The 17,130-nt window shown below is 69.1% G+C and carries 17 protein-coding genes; 5 read left to right on the forward strand and 12 right to left on the reverse strand.

The window, feature by feature from the left end:
• Positions 1-82 precede the first annotated feature (82 nt).
• Positions 83-973, reverse strand: a complete 891-nt coding sequence (hemF, locus tag OG2516_RS09375) for an oxygen-dependent coproporphyrinogen oxidase (protein WP_007255418.1) — start codon at positions 971-973, stop codon at positions 83-85.
• Positions 974-1,046: 73 nt separating this feature from the next.
• Between hemF and OG2516_RS09380 the strand changes: the two genes are divergently transcribed.
• Positions 1,047-1,436 carry a hypothetical protein gene (locus OG2516_RS09380; protein WP_007255419.1) on the forward strand — a complete coding sequence of 130 codons (390 nt, stop codon included), beginning with the start codon at positions 1,047-1,049 and terminating at the stop codon, positions 1,434-1,436.
• Here OG2516_RS09380 and OG2516_RS09385 read toward each other — a convergent pair.
• Genes OG2516_RS09385 through clpS form a run of 3 tightly spaced genes read right to left on the reverse strand, consistent with a single transcriptional unit; the run spans position 1,433 to position 3,605 of the window.
• Positions 1,433-2,239, reverse strand: a complete 807-nt coding sequence (locus OG2516_RS09385) for an SDR family NAD(P)-dependent oxidoreductase (RefSeq protein WP_007255420.1) — start codon at positions 2,237-2,239, stop codon at positions 1,433-1,435. The genes OG2516_RS09380 and OG2516_RS09385 overlap by 4 nt on opposite strands.
• A gap of 37 nt (positions 2,240-2,276) precedes the next feature.
• The gene (locus OG2516_RS09390) at positions 2,277-3,245 is read right to left on the reverse strand and encodes a class I SAM-dependent methyltransferase (RefSeq protein WP_007255421.1); all 969 of its coding nucleotides are present in this window, start codon (positions 3,243-3,245) and stop codon (positions 2,277-2,279) included.
• Between the two features lie 18 nt (positions 3,246-3,263).
• Positions 3,264-3,605 (reverse strand): ATP-dependent Clp protease adapter ClpS, encoded by a 342-nt coding sequence (clpS, locus tag OG2516_RS09395; protein WP_007255422.1) that lies wholly within the window; start codon positions 3,603-3,605, stop codon positions 3,264-3,266.
• 91 nt (positions 3,606-3,696) lie between these two features.
• Here clpS and OG2516_RS09400 point away from each other — a divergent pair, with 91 nt between their 5' ends.
• Positions 3,697-4,404, forward strand: a complete 708-nt coding sequence (locus tag OG2516_RS09400; protein ID WP_007255423.1) for an HAD family hydrolase — start codon at positions 3,697-3,699, stop codon at positions 4,402-4,404.
• Positions 4,405-4,627: 223 nt separating this feature from the next.
• The gene (locus OG2516_RS09405) at positions 4,628-6,028 is read left to right on the forward strand and encodes a D-alanyl-D-alanine carboxypeptidase family protein (protein WP_083788500.1); all 1,401 of its coding nucleotides are present in this window, start codon (positions 4,628-4,630) and stop codon (positions 6,026-6,028) included.
• A 6-nt stretch (positions 6,029-6,034) separates the two neighbouring features.
• On the opposite strand, the gene OG2516_RS09410 is transcribed toward OG2516_RS09405, so the two are convergent.
• The 5 genes from OG2516_RS09410 to OG2516_RS09430 form a co-directional block, all read right to left on the reverse strand.
• Positions 6,035-7,636: an ABC transporter ATP-binding protein gene (locus OG2516_RS09410; RefSeq protein WP_007255425.1), complete on the reverse strand. Its 1,602-nt coding sequence runs from the start codon at positions 7,634-7,636 to the stop codon at positions 6,035-6,037.
• Positions 7,633-8,928 (reverse strand): ABC transporter permease, encoded by a 1,296-nt coding sequence (locus tag OG2516_RS09415; protein ID WP_007255427.1) that lies wholly within the window; start codon positions 8,926-8,928, stop codon positions 7,633-7,635. Before OG2516_RS09415 ends, OG2516_RS09410 begins: the two co-directional genes overlap by 4 nt.
• Before the next feature lie 2 nt (positions 8,929-8,930).
• Positions 8,931-10,004, reverse strand: coding sequence for a microcin C ABC transporter permease YejB (locus OG2516_RS09420; RefSeq protein WP_007255428.1), 1,074 nt, complete (start codon positions 10,002-10,004; stop codon positions 8,931-8,933).
• A 116-nt stretch (positions 10,005-10,120) separates the two neighbouring features.
• Positions 10,121-12,034 (reverse strand): extracellular solute-binding protein, encoded by a 1,914-nt coding sequence (locus OG2516_RS09425; protein WP_007255429.1) that lies wholly within the window; start codon positions 12,032-12,034, stop codon positions 10,121-10,123.
• Between the two features lie 183 nt (positions 12,035-12,217).
• Positions 12,218-12,745 (reverse strand): c-type cytochrome, encoded by a 528-nt coding sequence (locus OG2516_RS09430; protein WP_007255430.1) that lies wholly within the window; start codon positions 12,743-12,745, stop codon positions 12,218-12,220.
• Between the two features lie 118 nt (positions 12,746-12,863).
• On the opposite strand from OG2516_RS09430, the gene OG2516_RS09435 reads away from it, so the two are divergent.
• Positions 12,864-13,718: a prephenate dehydratase gene (locus tag OG2516_RS09435; protein WP_007255431.1), complete on the forward strand. Its 855-nt coding sequence runs from the start codon at positions 12,864-12,866 to the stop codon at positions 13,716-13,718.
• Here the strand turns inward: OG2516_RS09435 and rlmH are convergent, their stop codons facing one another.
• The 3 genes from rlmH to OG2516_RS09450 form a co-directional block, all read right to left on the reverse strand.
• On the reverse strand, positions 13,719-14,189 hold the full coding sequence (rlmH, locus tag OG2516_RS09440) for a 23S rRNA (pseudouridine(1915)-N(3))-methyltransferase RlmH (RefSeq protein ID WP_007255432.1): 471 nt from the start codon (positions 14,187-14,189) through the stop codon (positions 13,719-13,721).
• Positions 14,190-14,193: 4 nt separating this feature from the next.
• Positions 14,194-14,559 carry a ribosome silencing factor gene (gene rsfS, locus OG2516_RS09445; protein WP_007255433.1) on the reverse strand — a complete coding sequence of 122 codons (366 nt, stop codon included), beginning with the start codon at positions 14,557-14,559 and terminating at the stop codon, positions 14,194-14,196.
• A gap of 151 nt (positions 14,560-14,710) precedes the next feature.
• Positions 14,711-16,051 carry a mechanosensitive ion channel family protein gene (locus OG2516_RS09450; protein WP_040615737.1) on the reverse strand — a complete coding sequence of 447 codons (1,341 nt, stop codon included), beginning with the start codon at positions 16,049-16,051 and terminating at the stop codon, positions 14,711-14,713.
• Between the two features lie 261 nt (positions 16,052-16,312).
• Between OG2516_RS09450 and OG2516_RS20730 the strand changes: the two genes are divergently transcribed.
• The coding region (locus OG2516_RS20730; protein WP_007255435.1) for an aconitase family protein at positions 16,313-17,130 on the forward strand (818 nt) is incomplete at its 3' end.

Genomic DNA, 17,130 nt, shown 5'->3' on the forward strand with positions numbered 1-17,130 from the left:
GGCCTGGCGGCTAGGTTGGCGGCGACTCAGCTCGGTGGCTGCCATGGTCCGCCTGTTCCTCCTCGTCTGGCGCCGGTTGCGCTCAGGCCCACTTCGCCAGCGGCGGCAGGCTCATCAGCACGGCGTCCGGGTCGTGCCCGGTGGCGAGGCCGAATTTGGTGCCCCGGTCGTAGACGAGATTGTACTCCGCATAGAGCCCGCGGTGGATCAGCTGCGCCTCGCGGTCGGCGTCGGTAAAGGGCGTGGCCCGCCGCCGCTCCGCCAGCGGCAGGAACGCCGGCAGGAACGCCCGCCCGATATCCTGCACCAGCGCGAAGTCCGCCTCCCAGTCGCCGCTGTTGCGGTCGTCCATGAAGATGCCGCCGACGCCGCGCGCCCGGCCCCGGTGGGGGATGAAGAAATACTCGTCCGCCCAGGCCTTGAGCTCGGGGTAGAGCCCTTCGCCGTGGGGCGCGACGTGTCGCTCGAGCTCGGCATGGAAGTGCTCGGTATCGGCCTCCACCGGCAGCGCCGGGTTGAGGTCCGCGCCGCCGCCGAACCACCAGGCGCCGGGGGTCCAGAACATCCGGGTGTTCATGTGCACGGCGGGCGCATGCGGGTTCTGCATGTGCGCCACGAGGCTGATGCCGCTGGCCCAGAAGCTCGGATCGTCTTCGATCCCCGGCACCCCGCGCGCCGCCATCGCCCCCTGCGCCGCCGCGCCGAGGGTGCCGTGCACGGTGGAGACGTTTACGCCGACCTTCTCGAACACCCGCCCCTCGCGCAGCACGCTCATCAGCCCGCCGCCGGCCTCGCTGCCGTCATCGGCGCGCCGCACCGTCTCGCGCAGCTCGAAGCGGCCGGCGGCGCGCTCGGACAGGGGGCCGTCGGTGTGACTCTGCTCCAACGCTTCGAAGGCGGCGACGATCTCGTCGCGCAGGGTGCGGAACCACGCGGCCGCTCGCGCCTTCTCACTCTGCATCGCGCCGTTCATGCGGGGGCTCTCCCTGTTCCGTCCGGCGCTGCGTTAGCACCTCAACCGGCCCCCGACCACAGGGCGAGACGTCATGACCCACCTGCCCAAGCTCCTCCTGCTGCTCCCCCTCGCGCTCGCCGCCTGCGCCACGCCGCTGCAGCGCTGCGTGAGCAGCGCCAACAGCGAGTTGCGCACCCTCACCGCCCTCGCCAACGAGGCGCGCGGCAACCTCCAGCGTGGCTACGCGGTCGAGGAATACCAGGAGCTGCGCGAAAGCCGGCGGTTCTGCGAGGTGACGAACGCCGAGGGCGAGACGGTCCGCACCTTCTGCCGCCAGACGGAAGTGGTCGACCGCGAGCGCGCGCAGGCGATCGACCTCGATGCCGAGCGTGTCAAGCTGCGCCAGCTCGAGAGCCGCATCGCCCGGGAGCAGGACCGGGCGCGGCAGGCCGAGCAGGTGTGCCTCGCACGTTACCCCTAGTGCGCCGGCGCGGCGGTGACCGGATCGATCAGGGTCCGGCCGCCGTCGACCGTGATGATCTGCCCCGTGACGAACGACGAGGAATCCGACGCCAGGTACTGCACCGCGTCCGAGACTTCCGACGGCGCCGCGATCCGGTTGAGCGGGGTGTTGTCGAGGATTTCCGACCGGTAGTCGCTGTTGTCCTTCAGCGCCCCCTTCAGGCTCGCCGACATCACCGATCCGAACGCCACCGCGTTGACGCGGATGCGCCGCGGCGCGAGGGCGACGGCGAGGCTGCGGGTCATCTGGTCGAGCGCGGCGCTGGAGACGGAGTAGGCGAGCAGCTCCGGGTGCGTGCGCCGGGCGGCGATGGAGCTGAGGTTGATGATCGAGCCGATGGAATGGTCGCCGTCGTCGTCGGCCTGCTTGATCATCCGCTTCGCCGTCGCCTGGCTGAGCCGCAGCGAGGTCAGCAGGTTCTGCTGCAGCAGCGTCTCGACCTGGTCGTTCTCCGGGTCGAGCGGATCGCCCGGGATCATCTGGCGCGAGGCGTTGACGAGGATGTCGACCCGCTCGAACGCGTCGACCGTGAGCGACAGCAGGTTGGCGATCGTCAGCCGCTCGCGCAGGTCGCCCGCGAAGATCCGCGCGGCCTCCTCCTCGGCGGCGCGCTCGCCCATCTCCCGCTCGAGCGCCGCCTCGTCCATGTCGGCGAACACGACGTTGGCGCCCTCGCGCAGGAAGTGCCGCCCGATGGCGAGCCCGCAGCCGTTGGCGGCTCCGGTGACGATGGCGGTCTTGCCGGCGATGGAAAAGGACATGGCTGGCCTCCTTCGGTTCGGCGCTCTCTAGACCATCTCACCGCACGGGGCGAGTGGCATGAAACAGCTTGAAACCACCGTCACCGCCGATTTCCGCCACGTCGCCGAAGTGCTCGCGCAGGGTGGCCTCGTAGGGCAGGTGACGGTTCGCGACCATCCAGAGCGCCCCGCGCGGCCGCAGGATCCGTGCCGCCGCGGCGATGAAGGCGCGCCCGATCCCCGGATCGGCGGCACGTGACGTATGAAACGGCGGGTTGCACAGGACAGTGTCGTAGCTCTCGGAAGGGGACCACCGGGTCGCGTCTTCCCACAGGAAGCTGGCGCGCTCGTCGTCCACATTGCGCCGCGCGCATTCGAGCGACAGCGCCTCCGCCTCGACGAGGTCGATCGCCGTGACACCGTCGCGCGTGAGCGCCTGCGCCGAGAGGTAGCCCCAGCCGGCGCCGAGGTCGCAGACGCGCGCGCCCAGCTTGGGCGGCAGCGCCTCGGCCAGCAGGCGCGAGCCACGGTCCACGGCGCCGTCGGAGAACACGCCGGCGGCGGTCCAGTAGCCGGCCTCGCTCCGCACCGGGCCGGGCGCGGCCCAGCCCGTGAGGTCGCCCGCGTCGGCGTCAAACCAGAACAGCCGCCCATGGGCGCGCGTCACCACCGGGAGGTCGCCGAGCGCCTTGCGGCAGGCCTTGTAGAGGCTGTCGATCCCGTCGTGGCGCTGCCCGTCGACGAGCACCAGCGCCGCGTGCGCCGCCGCCCGCGCCACCAGGTCGCGCGCGAGCGCCTTCGCCCGCGGCACCACGACGAGCGCAGCCGCGGCCCCCCGCGGCCGCTGCACCACCTCGTAGCCGCGCGCCCGCCAGGCGTCGACGTCCGGCTTGAAGCCGTGGACGATGCGCGCGCGCTCCGGCGGCAGCGGCAGCTCGTAGTCGGCCGGCGGACGGTAGACCTCGACGTCGCCGTCAGGCAGCGTCAGCACGCCGTCGAGCGCGGTCTCCAGTCGGGTGTCGGACATGAGCGCGGGCGGGCCCGCCTACTCCTTTTCCATGGTGCATTGCAGCGGGTGCTGGTGGCGCTGCGCGAAATCCATCACCTGCGCGACCTTCGTCTCGGCAATTTCGAAGGAAAACACTCCGACCACCGCGAGGCCCTTCTTGTGAACCGTCAGCATCAGATCGAACGCCTGCGCGTGGGACAGCCCGAAGAACCGCTCGAGCACATGCACGACGAACTCCATCGGCGTGTAATCGTCGTTTAGGATCAACACCTTGTAGAGCGGCGGGCGCTTCGTCTTCGGGCGCGTCTCGACCTTGACGCCGGCGTCGGTACCGCCGTCGTCGTCGTTGTCCGCCATCATGTTGTGGTCCGCCAGCATACAGCCTCGGCTCCCGGGTCGTTGCGCTGCTTCGGCCACGTAATATAAGCGCTGCGGCCCTCATGAAAAGAGCGGGCGACGGGGGACGGCGATGCGACGCAGCCACGACTGGATGATCGGCTTCGATGCCGACGACACGCTCTGGCACAACGAGCGCTTCTTCCGCCTGACCCAGGAGCGCTTCGCCGCCCTGCTCGCCGACCACGTCGACGATGCCGCGCGGACCGGGCTGGACGACCGCCTGCTCGCCGCCGAGCGGCGCAACCTCGGGCGCTACGGCTACGGCATCAAGGGCTTCACCCTGTCGATGATCGAGACGGCCATCGAGGCGACGGAGGGCGCGGTGCCGGCGCGCGTGATCTCCGACATCCTCGACGCCGGCAAGGAGATGCTCGAGCACCCGATCGAGCTGCTCCCCCACGCCCGCGCCGCCGTGGAGGCGCTGGCCGGGCAGGCGGAGATCGTGCTCGTCACCAAGGGCGACCTGCTCGACCAGGAGCGCAAGCTGGCGCAGTCGGGGCTGGGCGAGCTGTTCGACGCGGTGGAGATCGTGTCGGAGAAGACGCCGCAGGTCTACGGGCGCATCTTCGGCCGCCACGGGCGGGCGCACTCGATGATGGTCGGCAACTCGCTGCGCTCCGACGTAATCCCCGCGCTCGAGGCCGGCGGCTGGGGCGTGCATGTGCCGCAGGGGACGGTCTGGCCGATCGAGCACGCGGAGCGGCCGGAGGGGCACCCGCGCTTCCGCGAGATCGCCCACCTGGGCGCGCTGGCCGGGCTGCTGGACACGCTGCCGTAGCGCCCGCCACATTTCCGCCTTCTTTGCCTTCGTTTCGACACATTGGAACATGTGGGGCGGCGCGCGCGACAAGCCGCTAGATCTTCGGCAGCTATGTCAAAAGAGGGTCGCAAGCCGTTGTAACAAAGGTCTTCTGCGAACCACCGGCTCGTGCTACGCTCGATGCAAATCAACAAGGCGACTCCGCGTCAGATGGAGCGCCAGAGGCAGATTGAGACAGGCAATGACGAGCAGACATGGGCACCCCGCCCGAACGGGGCTGATTCTCTTTGTCGTGATGATGCTGGCGGCCCTCGCTCCGCTGGCGAGCCGGGCCGCTCCCTATGCCGCGATGGTCATGGATGCGCGCACCGGGCAGGTGTTTCACGCCGAGAACGCGACGACGCGGCTGCACCCGGCCTCGCTAACCAAGATGATGACGCTCTACATCGCCTTCGAGGCGGTGGAGCGCGGCGAGATCAGCCTCGACACGGTCGTCACCATCCCGCGCCAGGCCGCCGCCGAGCCGCCGTCCGAGCTGGGGCTGGTGACGGGCCAGCAGATCCGCTTCCGCTACCTCATCCGCGCCGCGGCAGTGAAATCGGCCAACGACGCCGCCACCGCCATCGCCTTCGCCATCTCCGGCTCTCAGGAGGCCTTCGCCGCGCGGATGAACCGGACCGCCCGCGCGATGGGGATGAACAGCACCAACTTCATCAACGCCCACGGCCTCACCGCCAACGGGCACATGTCGACCGCCGCCGACATGACCATCCTCGGGCGGCACATGATCTACGACTGGCCGCAATACTATAACCTCTTCTCGCGCCGCACGACCGACGCCGGCCTGCGCGAGGTCTCCAACACCAACCGCCGCTTCCTCGACGCCTACGCCGGCGCCGACGGCATCAAGACCGGCTACACCAACGCCGCCGGCTCCAACCTCGTCGCCTCCGCCCAGCGCGGCTCGGAGCGGATCATCGTCACCGTCTTCGGCGCCCCCTCCAGCGCGGTGCGCAACCAGCGGGTGATGGAGCTGATGGACCTCGGCTTCTCGCGCGCGCCCTCGCAGGTGGCGGTCGCGGCGCTGCAGCGCCCGCCCTACCTCGGCAACCAGGGGCTGCCGATCGGGGGCGGGTCGCGCACGATCCGGGTCAGCGGGGCGGTGCAGGAGAGCATGCGCCCGCAGGTCCGCCCCATCGCCGCACCGCCGCCGGTGGACGCGACGCTGATCGCGGCCGCCGTGGCCGAGGCCGTCGAGGCCCCCTCCCCCGCCGTCGCGGCGGCGCTCGAGGCCGCCGCCGCCGCCGAGGGGCCGCCGATGCGTCCGGAGGAGATCGTCCTCGCGGCCGCGGAAGTTGCCGAAGAGCAGGAGGTGGTGACGCGGATGTCGACCAATTCCGGGCGGCACTGGGGCATCAACGTCGGGCGCTACAACTCGAACTACCAGGCCGAGCGGGTGCTGGTGCGGATCGCGCTCAACGAGATGGCGACGCTCGACGGCGGCCTGCGCCGCGTGGTGCGCAACCCGCGCGGCTTCGACGCCAACTTCATGGGCCTCAGCCGCGAGAACGCCGAACTGGCCTGCCGCCGCCTCCAGGCGCGCGGCACCCAGTGCTTCATGATCCAGCCGGCGGGCAGCTGACCCGGATCAGGCGTCGGCCTTGAGGAAGGCCGCCGCCATCAGCGCGCGGGTATAGTCGGACTTCGGCGCGTCGAAGATCGCGTCGACCGGCCCCGCCTCGACCACGTCGCCCTGCTTCATCACCATCACCTTGTGGCTCAGCGCGCGCACGACCTTCAGGTCGTGGCTGATGAAGATGTAGGCGAGCCGGTACTTCTGCTGCAGCTCGCGCAGGAGCTTCACGATCTGCACCTGCACCGTCATGTCGAGCGCGCTCGTCGGCTCGTCGAGCACCAGCAGCTTGGGCCGCAGGATCATCGCGCGCGCGATGGCGATGCGCTGGCGCTGGCCGCCGGAGAACTCGTGCGGGTAGCGGTCCATCAGCGCCGGATCGAGGCCCACCTCGCCCATGATTTCGGCCACCAGCAGGCGCTTGTCGGCCCCCTTGTCGATTCCGTGGACGCCGAGCCCTTCGGCGATGATCTCCGCCACGGTCATGCGCGGCGAGAGCGAGCCGTACGGGTCCTGGAAGACGATCTGCATGTCGCCCCTCAGCGGCCGCACCTGGCCCTGCGACAGGTTGCCAATCTGGCGGCCGAGGAAGACGATGCGCCCCTCCGAGCGGATCAGCTTCATGATCGCGAGCGCCAGCGTGGTCTTGCCGCTCCCCGATTCGCCGACGATCCCCACCGTCTCGCCCGCGCGGACGGTGAGGGAGGCGTCGTTGACGGCCTTGATGTGGCCGACGGTGCGGCGCAGCAGGCCGCGCTGGATCGGGAACCAGATGCGCAGGTTCTCGGTTTCGGCAATCACCTCGGCATCGCCGGGGACCGGCGCGGGCGTGCCGGTGCTCTCCGCGCTCAGCAGCATCTGCGTGTACGGGTGGCTCGGGCGCTCGAAGATCTCGGCGACAGGGCCGTGCTCGACGATCTCGCCGTCCTTCATCACGCAAACCCGGTCGGCGATCTGGCGCACGATGGCGAGGTCGTGGGTGATGAAGAGCAGGCTCAGCCCCTGCTTGCGCTTCAGCTCCGAGAGCAGCTCGAGGATCTGCGCCTGGATCGTCACGTCGAGCGCGGTGGTCGGCTCGTCGGCGATCAGCAGGTCGGGGTTGTTGGCGAGCGCGATGGCGATCATCACCCGCTGGCGCTGCCCGCCCGAGAGCTGGTGCGGGTAGGCCTTGAGCCGGGTCTCCGGGTCGCGGATGCCGACCTGGGTGAGCAGCTCGATGATCCGTTTCTCGACCGCCGGCCCGCGCAGGCCCTGGTGCAGCTCGATCGACTCGGCGAGCTGCTTGTCGAGGGTGTGGAGCGGGTTGAGCGAGGTCATCGGCTCCTGAAAGATGAAGCTGATGTCGTTGCCGCGCACCTTGCGCAGCCGCGCCTCGGGGGCGCCGACCATCTCCTGCCCCTCGTAGAGGATCGAGCCGGAGACGCGGGCGCTGTCGCCCAGCAGCTGCACCGTCGAGAGCGCGGTGACGGACTTGCCCGAGCCCGATTCGCCCACCAGCGCCACGGTCTCGCCGCGGCCGACGTCGAAGCTGACGCCGCGCACGGCGCGGGTCTCGGCGCCGTCCTGGTTGAAGCGGACGTCGAGCCCGCGGACGGAGAGGATCTTGTCGGTGGTCATCGGGTCTCCGGCGTTCCGGCGCTGGCGGGGGTCTCGGCGGTCGCGGCGGCGTTCTCGCCCGGCGGGGCGCCGGTGAAGGTCTTGCGCGGATCGAAGGCGTCGCGCACGCCCTCGAAGATGAAGACCAGCAGCGACAGCATGATCGCGAAGGTGAAGAACGCGGTGAAGCCGAGCCACGGCGCCTGCAGGTTCTGCTTGGCCTGCAGCGTCAGCTCGCCCAGCGACGGCGCCGACGAGGGCAGGCCGAAGCCGAGGAAGTCGAGGCTGGCGAGGGTGCCGATGGCGCCGGTGATGAGGAACGGCAGCATGGTGACGGTGGCGACCATCGCGTTGGGCAGGACATGGCGGAACATGATCGTCCGGTCCGTCACTCCGAGCGCCCGGGCGGCGCGGACGTACTCGAAGTTGCGCGCCCGCAGGAATTCGGCCCGCACCACGCCCACCAGCGCCGGCCAGCCGAACAGCACCGTCAGGAACACCAGCAGCCAGAAACTTCGCCCCAGGATCGCGAAGACGATGATGATGACGTAGAGGCTCGGCGTGCCGGTCCAGATCTCGATGAAGCGCTGGAAGACGAGGTCGGTCCAGCCGCCGAAGTAGCCCTGGATCGCGCCGGCGACGATGCCGATCAGCGACGAGGCGACGGTGACGATGATGGCGAACAGCACCGACAGCCGGAAGCCGTAGATCACCCGGGCGACCACGTCGCGCTTGGTGTCGTCGGTGCCGAGCCAGTTGTCGGGGCTCGGCGGCGAGGGGGCGACGCCGGGGACGTCGACGATGCTGTCGTAGCTGTAGGGGATCGGCGGCCAGATCATCCAGCCGCTCCGGTAGTCGGGGTTGTCGTCGAGCGCGCCCGCGTCGGCGGCCTCGAGCGTGTCGACCGGGTCGTCGAAGCACAGGTCGGCCAGCCCGCCCGTCTCGATCAGGCAGCGGACCTCGATGTCGGAATAGGCCGCCTCGGTGCGGAAGTCGCCGCCGTAATCCTGCTCGGAGTAGAAGGCGAAAACGGGCACGCGCAGATCGCCGCGATAGTTGACGAGGATCGGCTTGTCGTTGGCGATGAACTCCGCGAACAGGCTCAGCCCGAACAGGATCCCGAAGATCCACAGCGACCAGAAGGCGCGGCCGTTGCGGCGGAAGTTGCGCCAGCGGCGCTGGTTGAGCGGCGACAGGAAGCGACGGCGGCCGCCGTCGACGGCCGGGGCGGCGCCCATGCCGGGCATCGGTTCCTGCTGCGAGGTGCCGGTCTGCCGCTCCGCAGGCTCGGGGGTGTTGTTGTCCTGCGCCATCCTCAGCCTCGGCTCTCGAAGTCGATGCGGGGGTCGATCAGCACGTAGGTCAGGTCGGTCAGGATCCCGACGACGAGGCCGATCAGCGAGAAGGTGAACAGCGTGCCGAACACGACCGGGTAATCCCGCGCCACCGCCGCCTCGTAGCCGAGCCGGCCGAGGCCATCGAGGCTGAACAGCGTCTCGATGATCAGCGAGCCGCCGAAGAACACGCCGATGAACAGCGCCGGAAAGCCCGAGATGACGATCAGCATCGCGTTGCGGAAGACGTGGCCGTAGAGCACCCGGCGCTCCGGCAGGCCCTTGGCCTTGGCCGTCATCACGTACTGCTTCTTGATCTCGTCGAGGAACGAGTTCTTCGTCAGCAGCGTCAGCGTCGCGAAGGCCGAAATGGTCGAGGCGAGCACCGGCAGCGTGATGTGCCAGAAGTAGTCGAGCACCTTGCCGACAAGGCTCAGGCTCTCCCAGTCGTCGCTGGTCAGCCCGCGCAGCGGGAACAGGCGGAAGTAGCTGCCCCCCGCGAACAGCACGATCAGCAGGATGGCGAACAGGAAGCCGGGGATCGCGTAGCCGATGATGATCGCGCCCGAGGTCCAGGTGTCGAAGGGCGAGCCGTCGCGGACGGCCTTGCGGATGCCGAGCGGGATCGAGATGAGGTAGGCGATCAGCGTCGACCACAGGCCCAGCGTGATCGAGACGGGCATCTTCTCGAGCACCAGGTCGACGACGGAGATGTTGCGGAAGTAGCTCTCGCCGAAGTCGAAGCGGATGTAGTCCCACATCATGTTGAGGAATCGCTCGAGCGGCGGCTTGTCGAAGCCGAACTCGCGCTCGAGCTCCTCGATGAACGCCTGCGGCAGCCCGCGCGCGCCGAGGTAGTCGCCCGAACCGCTGTCCATCGTCTCCGAACCGCCGCCCGCGAAGCTCTCGAACACATCGCCGCTGCCTTCGAGGCGGGCGATGATCTGCTCGATGGGGCCGCCGGGGACGAACTGGATCAGCGCGAAGTTGATGACCATGATCCCGAGCAGCGTCGGGATGACCAGCAGCAATCGTCTGAGGATGTAGGCGCCCATATCACTCCGGTCTTGGTCGTCTGTTGTCCGGGCAGCTAGCACAGGCTGCCCCGCCGGCCACAAGTAGGGCCGGCGGCGCGAGGGTCACACGTTTCGTCACATCGACGACATGCGGCTCACTGGAATGCGCCGGCCGCGCGCAGTTCCTCCGCGGCTTCCGCGTCGTACCACCAGAAGTCCAGCTCGCCGCGCGCGTAGGGCGGCAGCTCCTCGGGATGGCGGAACATGTCGTAGTAGGCGACCCAGTGCTCGGCGTTGTACCATTGCGGCACGTCGAAGTGCAGCGAACGCAGCACCCGGTCGAGCGCGCGGACGGAATTCTGCAGCTCGTCCACCGTCTCCGAGGCGGTCACGATCGGCAGGAGCCGGTCCACCGCCTCGTTGCGCAGCCGCTGCAGGTTGCGCGAGCTCTCGTCGGCGGTCGACGAAGCGAACCACTGCTCGAGCTCGGTGCCGGGCTCGAGGGTCATGCCGAAGCCGGCGTTGGCGAGGTCGAAGTCGCCGCTCAGCCGCCGCTCCTGGTAGGTCGAGGCGTCGACCCGCTCGAGCTCGCCGCGGATACCGAGCGCGTTGAGGTTCTCGATGAATGGGTTCACGATCCGGTCAAACTGCGGCGAGAACTGCAGGATCACCGCCTCCAGCACCTCGCCGTCCTTCTCGTAGAAGCCGCTGTCGCCGATCTCCCAGCCCGCCTCCTGCAGCAGCGCGTTGGCCTCGCGCAGCTGGCTGCGGCTCGGGGCGTTCTGCTCGGCATCGTGCACCGGCGGGATCACCGCCTCGGCGGTGAGGATGCTCTCGTCGAGCAGCCCCTCCTCGACGAGCGGCTCGAGGATCGCCAGCTCGCCCTCGGTCGGCGTGCCGGTGGCAGCGAGGTCGGTGTTGGGCCAGAAGGAGTCCGGGCGCTGATAGAGGCCGTAGAACAGCGTGCGGTTCGACCATTCGAAGTTGAACATCAGCTCGACGGCCTGCCGCACCCGCTGGTCCTGCCACTTCTCGCGGTCGAGGTTGAAGACGAACGCCTGCCGGGTGCCGACGGTGCCGTCGGGCAGCGTCTCCTTGACGACCCAGCCCTTGTCCAGCGCCGGGAAGTCGTAGCCCGTGGCCCAGAGAAGCGAAGTGTTTTCGGCGCGGAAGGTGTACTCGCCTGCCTTGAAGCCCTCGAAGGCGGCGGAGGCGTCGGCGAAATATTCGACGCGGATCGTCTCGAAGTTGCCGCGGCCGATGTTGAGCGGGTGCTCGAAGCCCCAGTAGTCGGGATTGGAACGGTAGATGACGTTCCGGTTGTAGTCGAACTCGTCGAGCACGTACTGCCCGGTCGACAGCAGCGGCACCTCGCTGGGCTCGTCGAGCCGCTGGCCCGTCTCCTCGAACCACGCCTCTGAGAAGATCGGCGTGCCTCCCGCGAAGGTCACGCGGTCGCGCATCGGGGCTGCGTCGGTGAAGTTGAACCGGATCGTGTGATCGTCGATCACCTCCATCGACTCGAGCCAGGTGGAGCGCACCAGCCGCCACTCGGAGATGCCCTGCTCGAGGAACAGGTTCATGGAGAACTCCACGTCCTCCGCCATCATCGGCGTGCCGTCCTGGAAAGTGACGTCGTCGCGCAGGTTGAACTGCACCCACGACAGGTCCTCGGGATATTCCATCGTGGTGCAGAGGAAGCAGTAGGCGCCGTAGGGATCGTCGGCGGTGCCGGCGAGGATCGCCTCGCTGCCGATGGTCGCCAGCGCCGCCGCGACGCCCTGGAAGGCATAGAGGTTGAAGCTGTCGAACGTCCCCTGCGACCAGATCGCGATCTCGCCGCCCTTCGGCGCGTCGGGATTGACGTAGTCGAGGTGCTCCATGTCGGGGCCGTACTTCACCTCGCCGAAGTTGGAGTAGGCATGGGTGACGATGACGTCGCCCTCGGCCTCCTGCGCCCGGCCTTCCACGGACCAGAGCGCGAGACCGGCGGCGAGAACGAGGCCGGAGCGGCCTGCGGGCCGGGCCGGGTTGCGGGGCGAGGCGACGGCCTCGGGCTGGCGGGGCATGGGCACCACTCCTGTCGTGTGCGGCCCTCTGGCGGGGCCAATTCCTCCAGCGAAGCTAAAGGGGGCCAAGTCTCACAAGCAAGGCGAGATTTCGTCAGCGCGCCGTGATCCGCCGGCACGAAGAGAAAGAGCCGCCCCGGGGGACGGCTCTGTTCGCAACGGTCGCAAGCGCGTTGGCCGGGCTCAGCCCTCGAAGGTCGCCAGGTAGGCGATCAGGTCGGCGCGGTCTTCGGCGCGGCGCATGCCGCCGTAGGTCATCGCGGTGCCCGGCGCGTAGCCGCGCGGATCGGCGAGGAAGCCGTCCAACTCCTCCGGGGTCCAGACCTCGACCACGTCGCGCAGGGCACCGGAATAGTTGAAGCCCTCCACCGCGGCGACCTCGCGGCCGACGACGCCGTGCAGCGTCGGGCCGGTGCCGTTCACGCCCGGCTCGAGCGCGTGACACGCGCGGCAGTTGCGCCACAGCTCCTCGCCCGCGGCGGCGTCGGCGACGGCGTAGATCTCCTCGAACGGAGGGCCGGTTTCCTCGGCCGCGGCTGCGCCGGCGGCGCCGGTCTCGGGCACCTCGATGGAGTAGGCCTGCGCATGTTCGTCGCCGTGACCGCCGCCCGGATGATAGATGATCTCCGCAACCCAGCCGCCGAGAAGGAGGACCAGCAGCGTGCCGCAGAATGCACCTACGACCTTGGTCATCGTCATTGTGTCGAACATGTCGCGCTTCGCCCCGAACTGAAATTCGCGCCCATGTATCCGCTTCAAGCGCGGCAACGCAAGATGTAGGACCGCGACGAAATGCCCATTTTCACGGCCCCGGGGGGAGGTCAGCGGAATGACCGGAAAGATCGCCTTCCAGGGGCAGCTCGGCGCCTACGGCCACCAGGCCTGCCTCGAAGCCCATCCCGACCTCGAGCCGCTGCCCTGCCCGACCTTCGAGCAGGCCATCGAGTCCGTGCGCAAGGGCGACGCCGAACTCGGCATGATCGCCATCGAGAATTCCACCTACGGCCGCGTCGCCGACGTCCACCACCTGCTGCCCGAGAGCGGGCTGCACATCGTCGACGAGCACTTCCTGCGGGTCCATATCAGCGTGCTCGGCGTGCCGGGCGCGCAGCTGTCCGACCTGCGCCGGGTGCGCTCGATGTCGATCCTGCTCGGCCAGTGCCGGGGCTTCATCCGCGAGCACGGGCTCGACACGCTGAGCTGGACCGACAACGCCCGCGCCGCGCAGGACGTCGCCGAGCTGGGCGATCCGTCCGAGGGGGCGCTGGCCTCCGAGCTCGCGGCGCAGATCTACGGGCTCAACGTGCTGGCGCGCCACGTCGAGGACCACGACCGCAACACCACGCGCTTCCTGATCATGTCGCGCGAGCCCGACTTCAACCGGCGCGGCCACGGGCCGATGATCACCAGCTTCATCTTCCGCGTCCGCAACATCCCGGCCGCGCTCTACAAGGCGATGGGCGGCTTCGCGACGAACGGCGTCAACATGACCAAGCTCGAGAGCTACATGGTCGACGGCAACTTCTCCGCCACCCAGTTCTACGCCGAGGTCGAGGGCCATCCCGACGACCGCTCGCTGCAGCTGGCGCTGGAAGAGCTGGACTACTTCACCGACCGCATCCGCCTGATGGGCGTGTTCCCGGCCGACCGGCGCCGCTACGAGCGGCGCGGAAGCGGCGACTAGTCAGACGCGGTGGTAGGGCGATCCGGCGAGGATCGTCGCGGCGCGGTAGAGCTGTTCGGCCAGCATCAGCCGCGCGAGCATGTGCGGCCAGACCATCTGGCCCAGCGACAGCCGCAAATCGGCGCCCTCGGCGAGCCCGCCGCCGAGCCCGTCGGCGCCCCCGATCAGGAACGCCGCCTCGCCCCGCCCCTCGTCGCGCCACGCGCCGAGGCGGGCGGCGAAGTCGGGGGAGGTGAGGGTGCGGCCGTGTTCGTCGAGCGCGATGCGCACCGCGCCGGCGGGCGCGGCCTTGTCCAGCAGGGCGGCCTCGGCCTCGCGGCCGCCGCCCTTCCTGTCCTCGACCTCGAGCACCCGCGCCGGCCCGAGGCCCAGCGCCCGGCCGGTCCGGTCGAACCGTGTCAGGTAGTCGTCGATGAGGGTGCGCTCGGGACCGGCCCGCAGCCGGCCCACCGCGCAGATGGCGATCCGCATACGTTCAGCGGCTGGCGGACTCGGACGCGCTGGCGGGCGCCCACATCTTCTCCAGCTGGTAGAACTCGCGGACTTCCGGCCGGAACACGTGGACGATCACGTCGCCCGTGTCGATCAGGACCCAGTCGCCCGCTTCCTTGCCCTCGACCTTGGACTGCACGCCCAGCTCGGTCTTGAGCCGGTCGGTCAGCTTCTCGGCGATCGAGACGACCTGACGAGTCGAGCGGCCGGAGGCGATGATCATCCAGTCGCCCATCTCGGAACGGCCGCGCAGGTCGATCTGCGTGATCTCTTCGGCCTTGTCGTCGTCGAGGGAGGTGAGGATCGCGGCGAGGATCGAGTCGCTCGTCGCGTGGGGGTGCGCCGTCATGCGGGCGCCTTCAGAAGCGGGCGACGCCGCCAATGAGGTGAGAGACAGAGTGTCGTCCTCCAGGTTGCGCGCCTGAGGGGCCCCGGCGCCGGGCGTAGCTCAAATGTAACACCTGACATGCTGCATTTCAATGAAACCGCGCCCACCGGCATCACTCCGCCGTCGCCGCGCCGCCGGGCGCCGTCGTCGCGAGCCGGGAGCCCTCGAGCACCTTCACCTCGCGCTGCGGGAACGGGATCGAGATCCCGTGCTCGCGGAAGGCGTCCCAGAGGGCGAGGTAGACGTTGCCGCGGATGTTGGTGAGCCCGCCCGTCGGATCGCGGATCCAGAAGCGCAGGATGTAGTCGACCGACGAGTCGCCGAAGCCGGTGATATGGCACACGGTCGGGCGGTCGGTGAGCACCCGGTCGACGCTCTCGGCGGCGGCGATGGCGATGCGGCGGACCTCGTGGGGGTTGTCGGCGTAGGAGGTGCCGAAGTGGATGTCGAGCCGGACGAAGTCGTTGGAATGCGACCAGTTCACCACCTGCCCGGTGATGAGGTCCTCGTTGGGGATCAGGTATTCCTTGCCGTCGCGCGTGGTGATCGAGACGTAGCGCGCGCCGAGCGCGTTGATCCAGCCGAACGTGTCGCCCGTGGAGATCACGTCGCCGGGCTTGATCGACTTGTCGAGCAGGATGATGACGCCCGAGACGAGGTTGGAGACGACCTTCTGCAGACCGAAGCCGAGCCCGACGCCGATCGCCCCCGAGAGCACCGCGAGCCCGGTGAGATCGACCCCGACGGCGTTGAGCCCGACGAAGAAGGCGGCGCCGTAGAAAAGCACCTGCGCGACCTTCACCACCAGCACCTGCATCGAGGGGCTGATGTCCTCGTTGCTCTGGATCCGCGCCGAGGCCTGCACCGTGATGAAGCGCGCCGCGATGAGCAGCGCGCCGATGATGAGTACCGCGTGCAGCAGGGTCAGCAGCGACAGCCGCGTCTCGCCGAAGTCGATCGCCGTCGCCTCGAGCACCTCGCCGGTCTCGTCGTTCAGTCCGACGATGCGCAGGGTGATCCAGATCCACGCCCCGTAGCGCACCACCGCGCGCAGCACCGGGTTGCCGATCAGCCGCGTCGTCAGCGCCACGATCAGCCACGCTAGCGCGAGGTTGGCGACGATGCCGAGGATGTAGGAGCGCGAGGGCCACGTCGCCTCGCGCATCACCATGTAGGTGAGCCAGATCAGCGCCACGAAGAAGATCATCCGCAGCCGCCGGTGGATCACCACCAGCACCCGCAGCCGCCATTTCGGCCAGCCGCTCCGCGTGCGCATCCAGTCGTGGAGCCGCGGCGCCAGCACCGCCCGCAGCAGGTGCGCCGCCGCGAGCAGCGCCAGCACGATCAGCACCTGGTAGGCGTTCCACGGGCGCAGCAGCGAGCCCAGGAACGTCTCCGCCTGGCCCTGCAGGTCGCGCAGGCCGCCGAGCAGGCTTTCGAACTGGTTGTTGATCGCTTCCGCTCCCCGCCACCGGCGCCTTCGACAGCAAAATATCCCGCCCCACCGGCACGGCAAGCGCCGCGCGCCGGAGCGGCCTTGATGGAATCGCGTTCAGGGGATAAGTGAGCGGCCCATGACGAAGGTCTTCCACATCGGCGACCGCGCCCGTCTGCGCGAACGGTTCCACGGAGCCAGAGTCTCGGTCCTCGCCCGACTCTGACCGGGGTCCTCCGTCACCACCTCGTTACCTTCGCATCAATCGGGAGATCACCGATGACCGGCCGCACGCTCTACGACAAGATCTGGGATGCCCACCTCGCCCACGAGGCCGAGGACGGCACCAGCCTGCTCTACATCGACCGCCACCTCGTCCACGAGGTCACCAGCCCGCAAGCCTTCGAGGGTCTGCGCATGGCGAACCGCCCGGTTCGCGCGCCCGAGAAGACCATCGCGGTACCCGACCACAACGTCCCCACCACCGCCGACCGGGTCAACGGCATCACCAACGAGGAAAGCCGCATCCAGGTCGAGGCGCTCGACAAGAACGCCAAGGACTTCGGGATCAACTACTACCCGGTCTCCGACGTCCGCCAGGGCATCGTGCACATCGTCGGCCCCGAGCAGGGCTGGACGCTGCCGGGCATGACCGTCGTCTGCGGCGACAGCCACACCGCCACCCACGGCGCGTTCGGCGCGCTGGCGCACGGCATCGGCACCTCCGAGGTCGAGCACGTGCTCGCCACGCAGACGCTGATCCAGAAGAAATCCAAGAACATGAAGGTCGAGATCACCGGCAAGCTCGCGCCCGGCGTCACGGCCAAGGACATCACGCTCAGCGTCATCGGCAAGACCGGCACCGCCGGCGGCACCGGCTACGTCATCGAGTATTGCGGCGAGGCGATCCGGTCGCTGTCGATGGAAGGCCGCATGACGGTCTGCAACATGGCCATCGAGGGCGGTGCCCGCGCCGGCCTGATCGCGCCCGACGAGACCACCTTCGAGTACGTGAAGGGCCGCCCGCACGCGCCGAAGGGCGCGCAGTGGGAAGCCGCAATGACCTGGTGGAAGACGCTCTACTCCGACGACGACGC

The organism is Oceanicola granulosus HTCC2516 (assembly GCF_000153305.1).
In the GTDB taxonomy this organism is placed as follows: domain Bacteria; phylum Pseudomonadota; class Alphaproteobacteria; order Rhodobacterales; family Rhodobacteraceae; genus Oceanicola; species Oceanicola granulosus.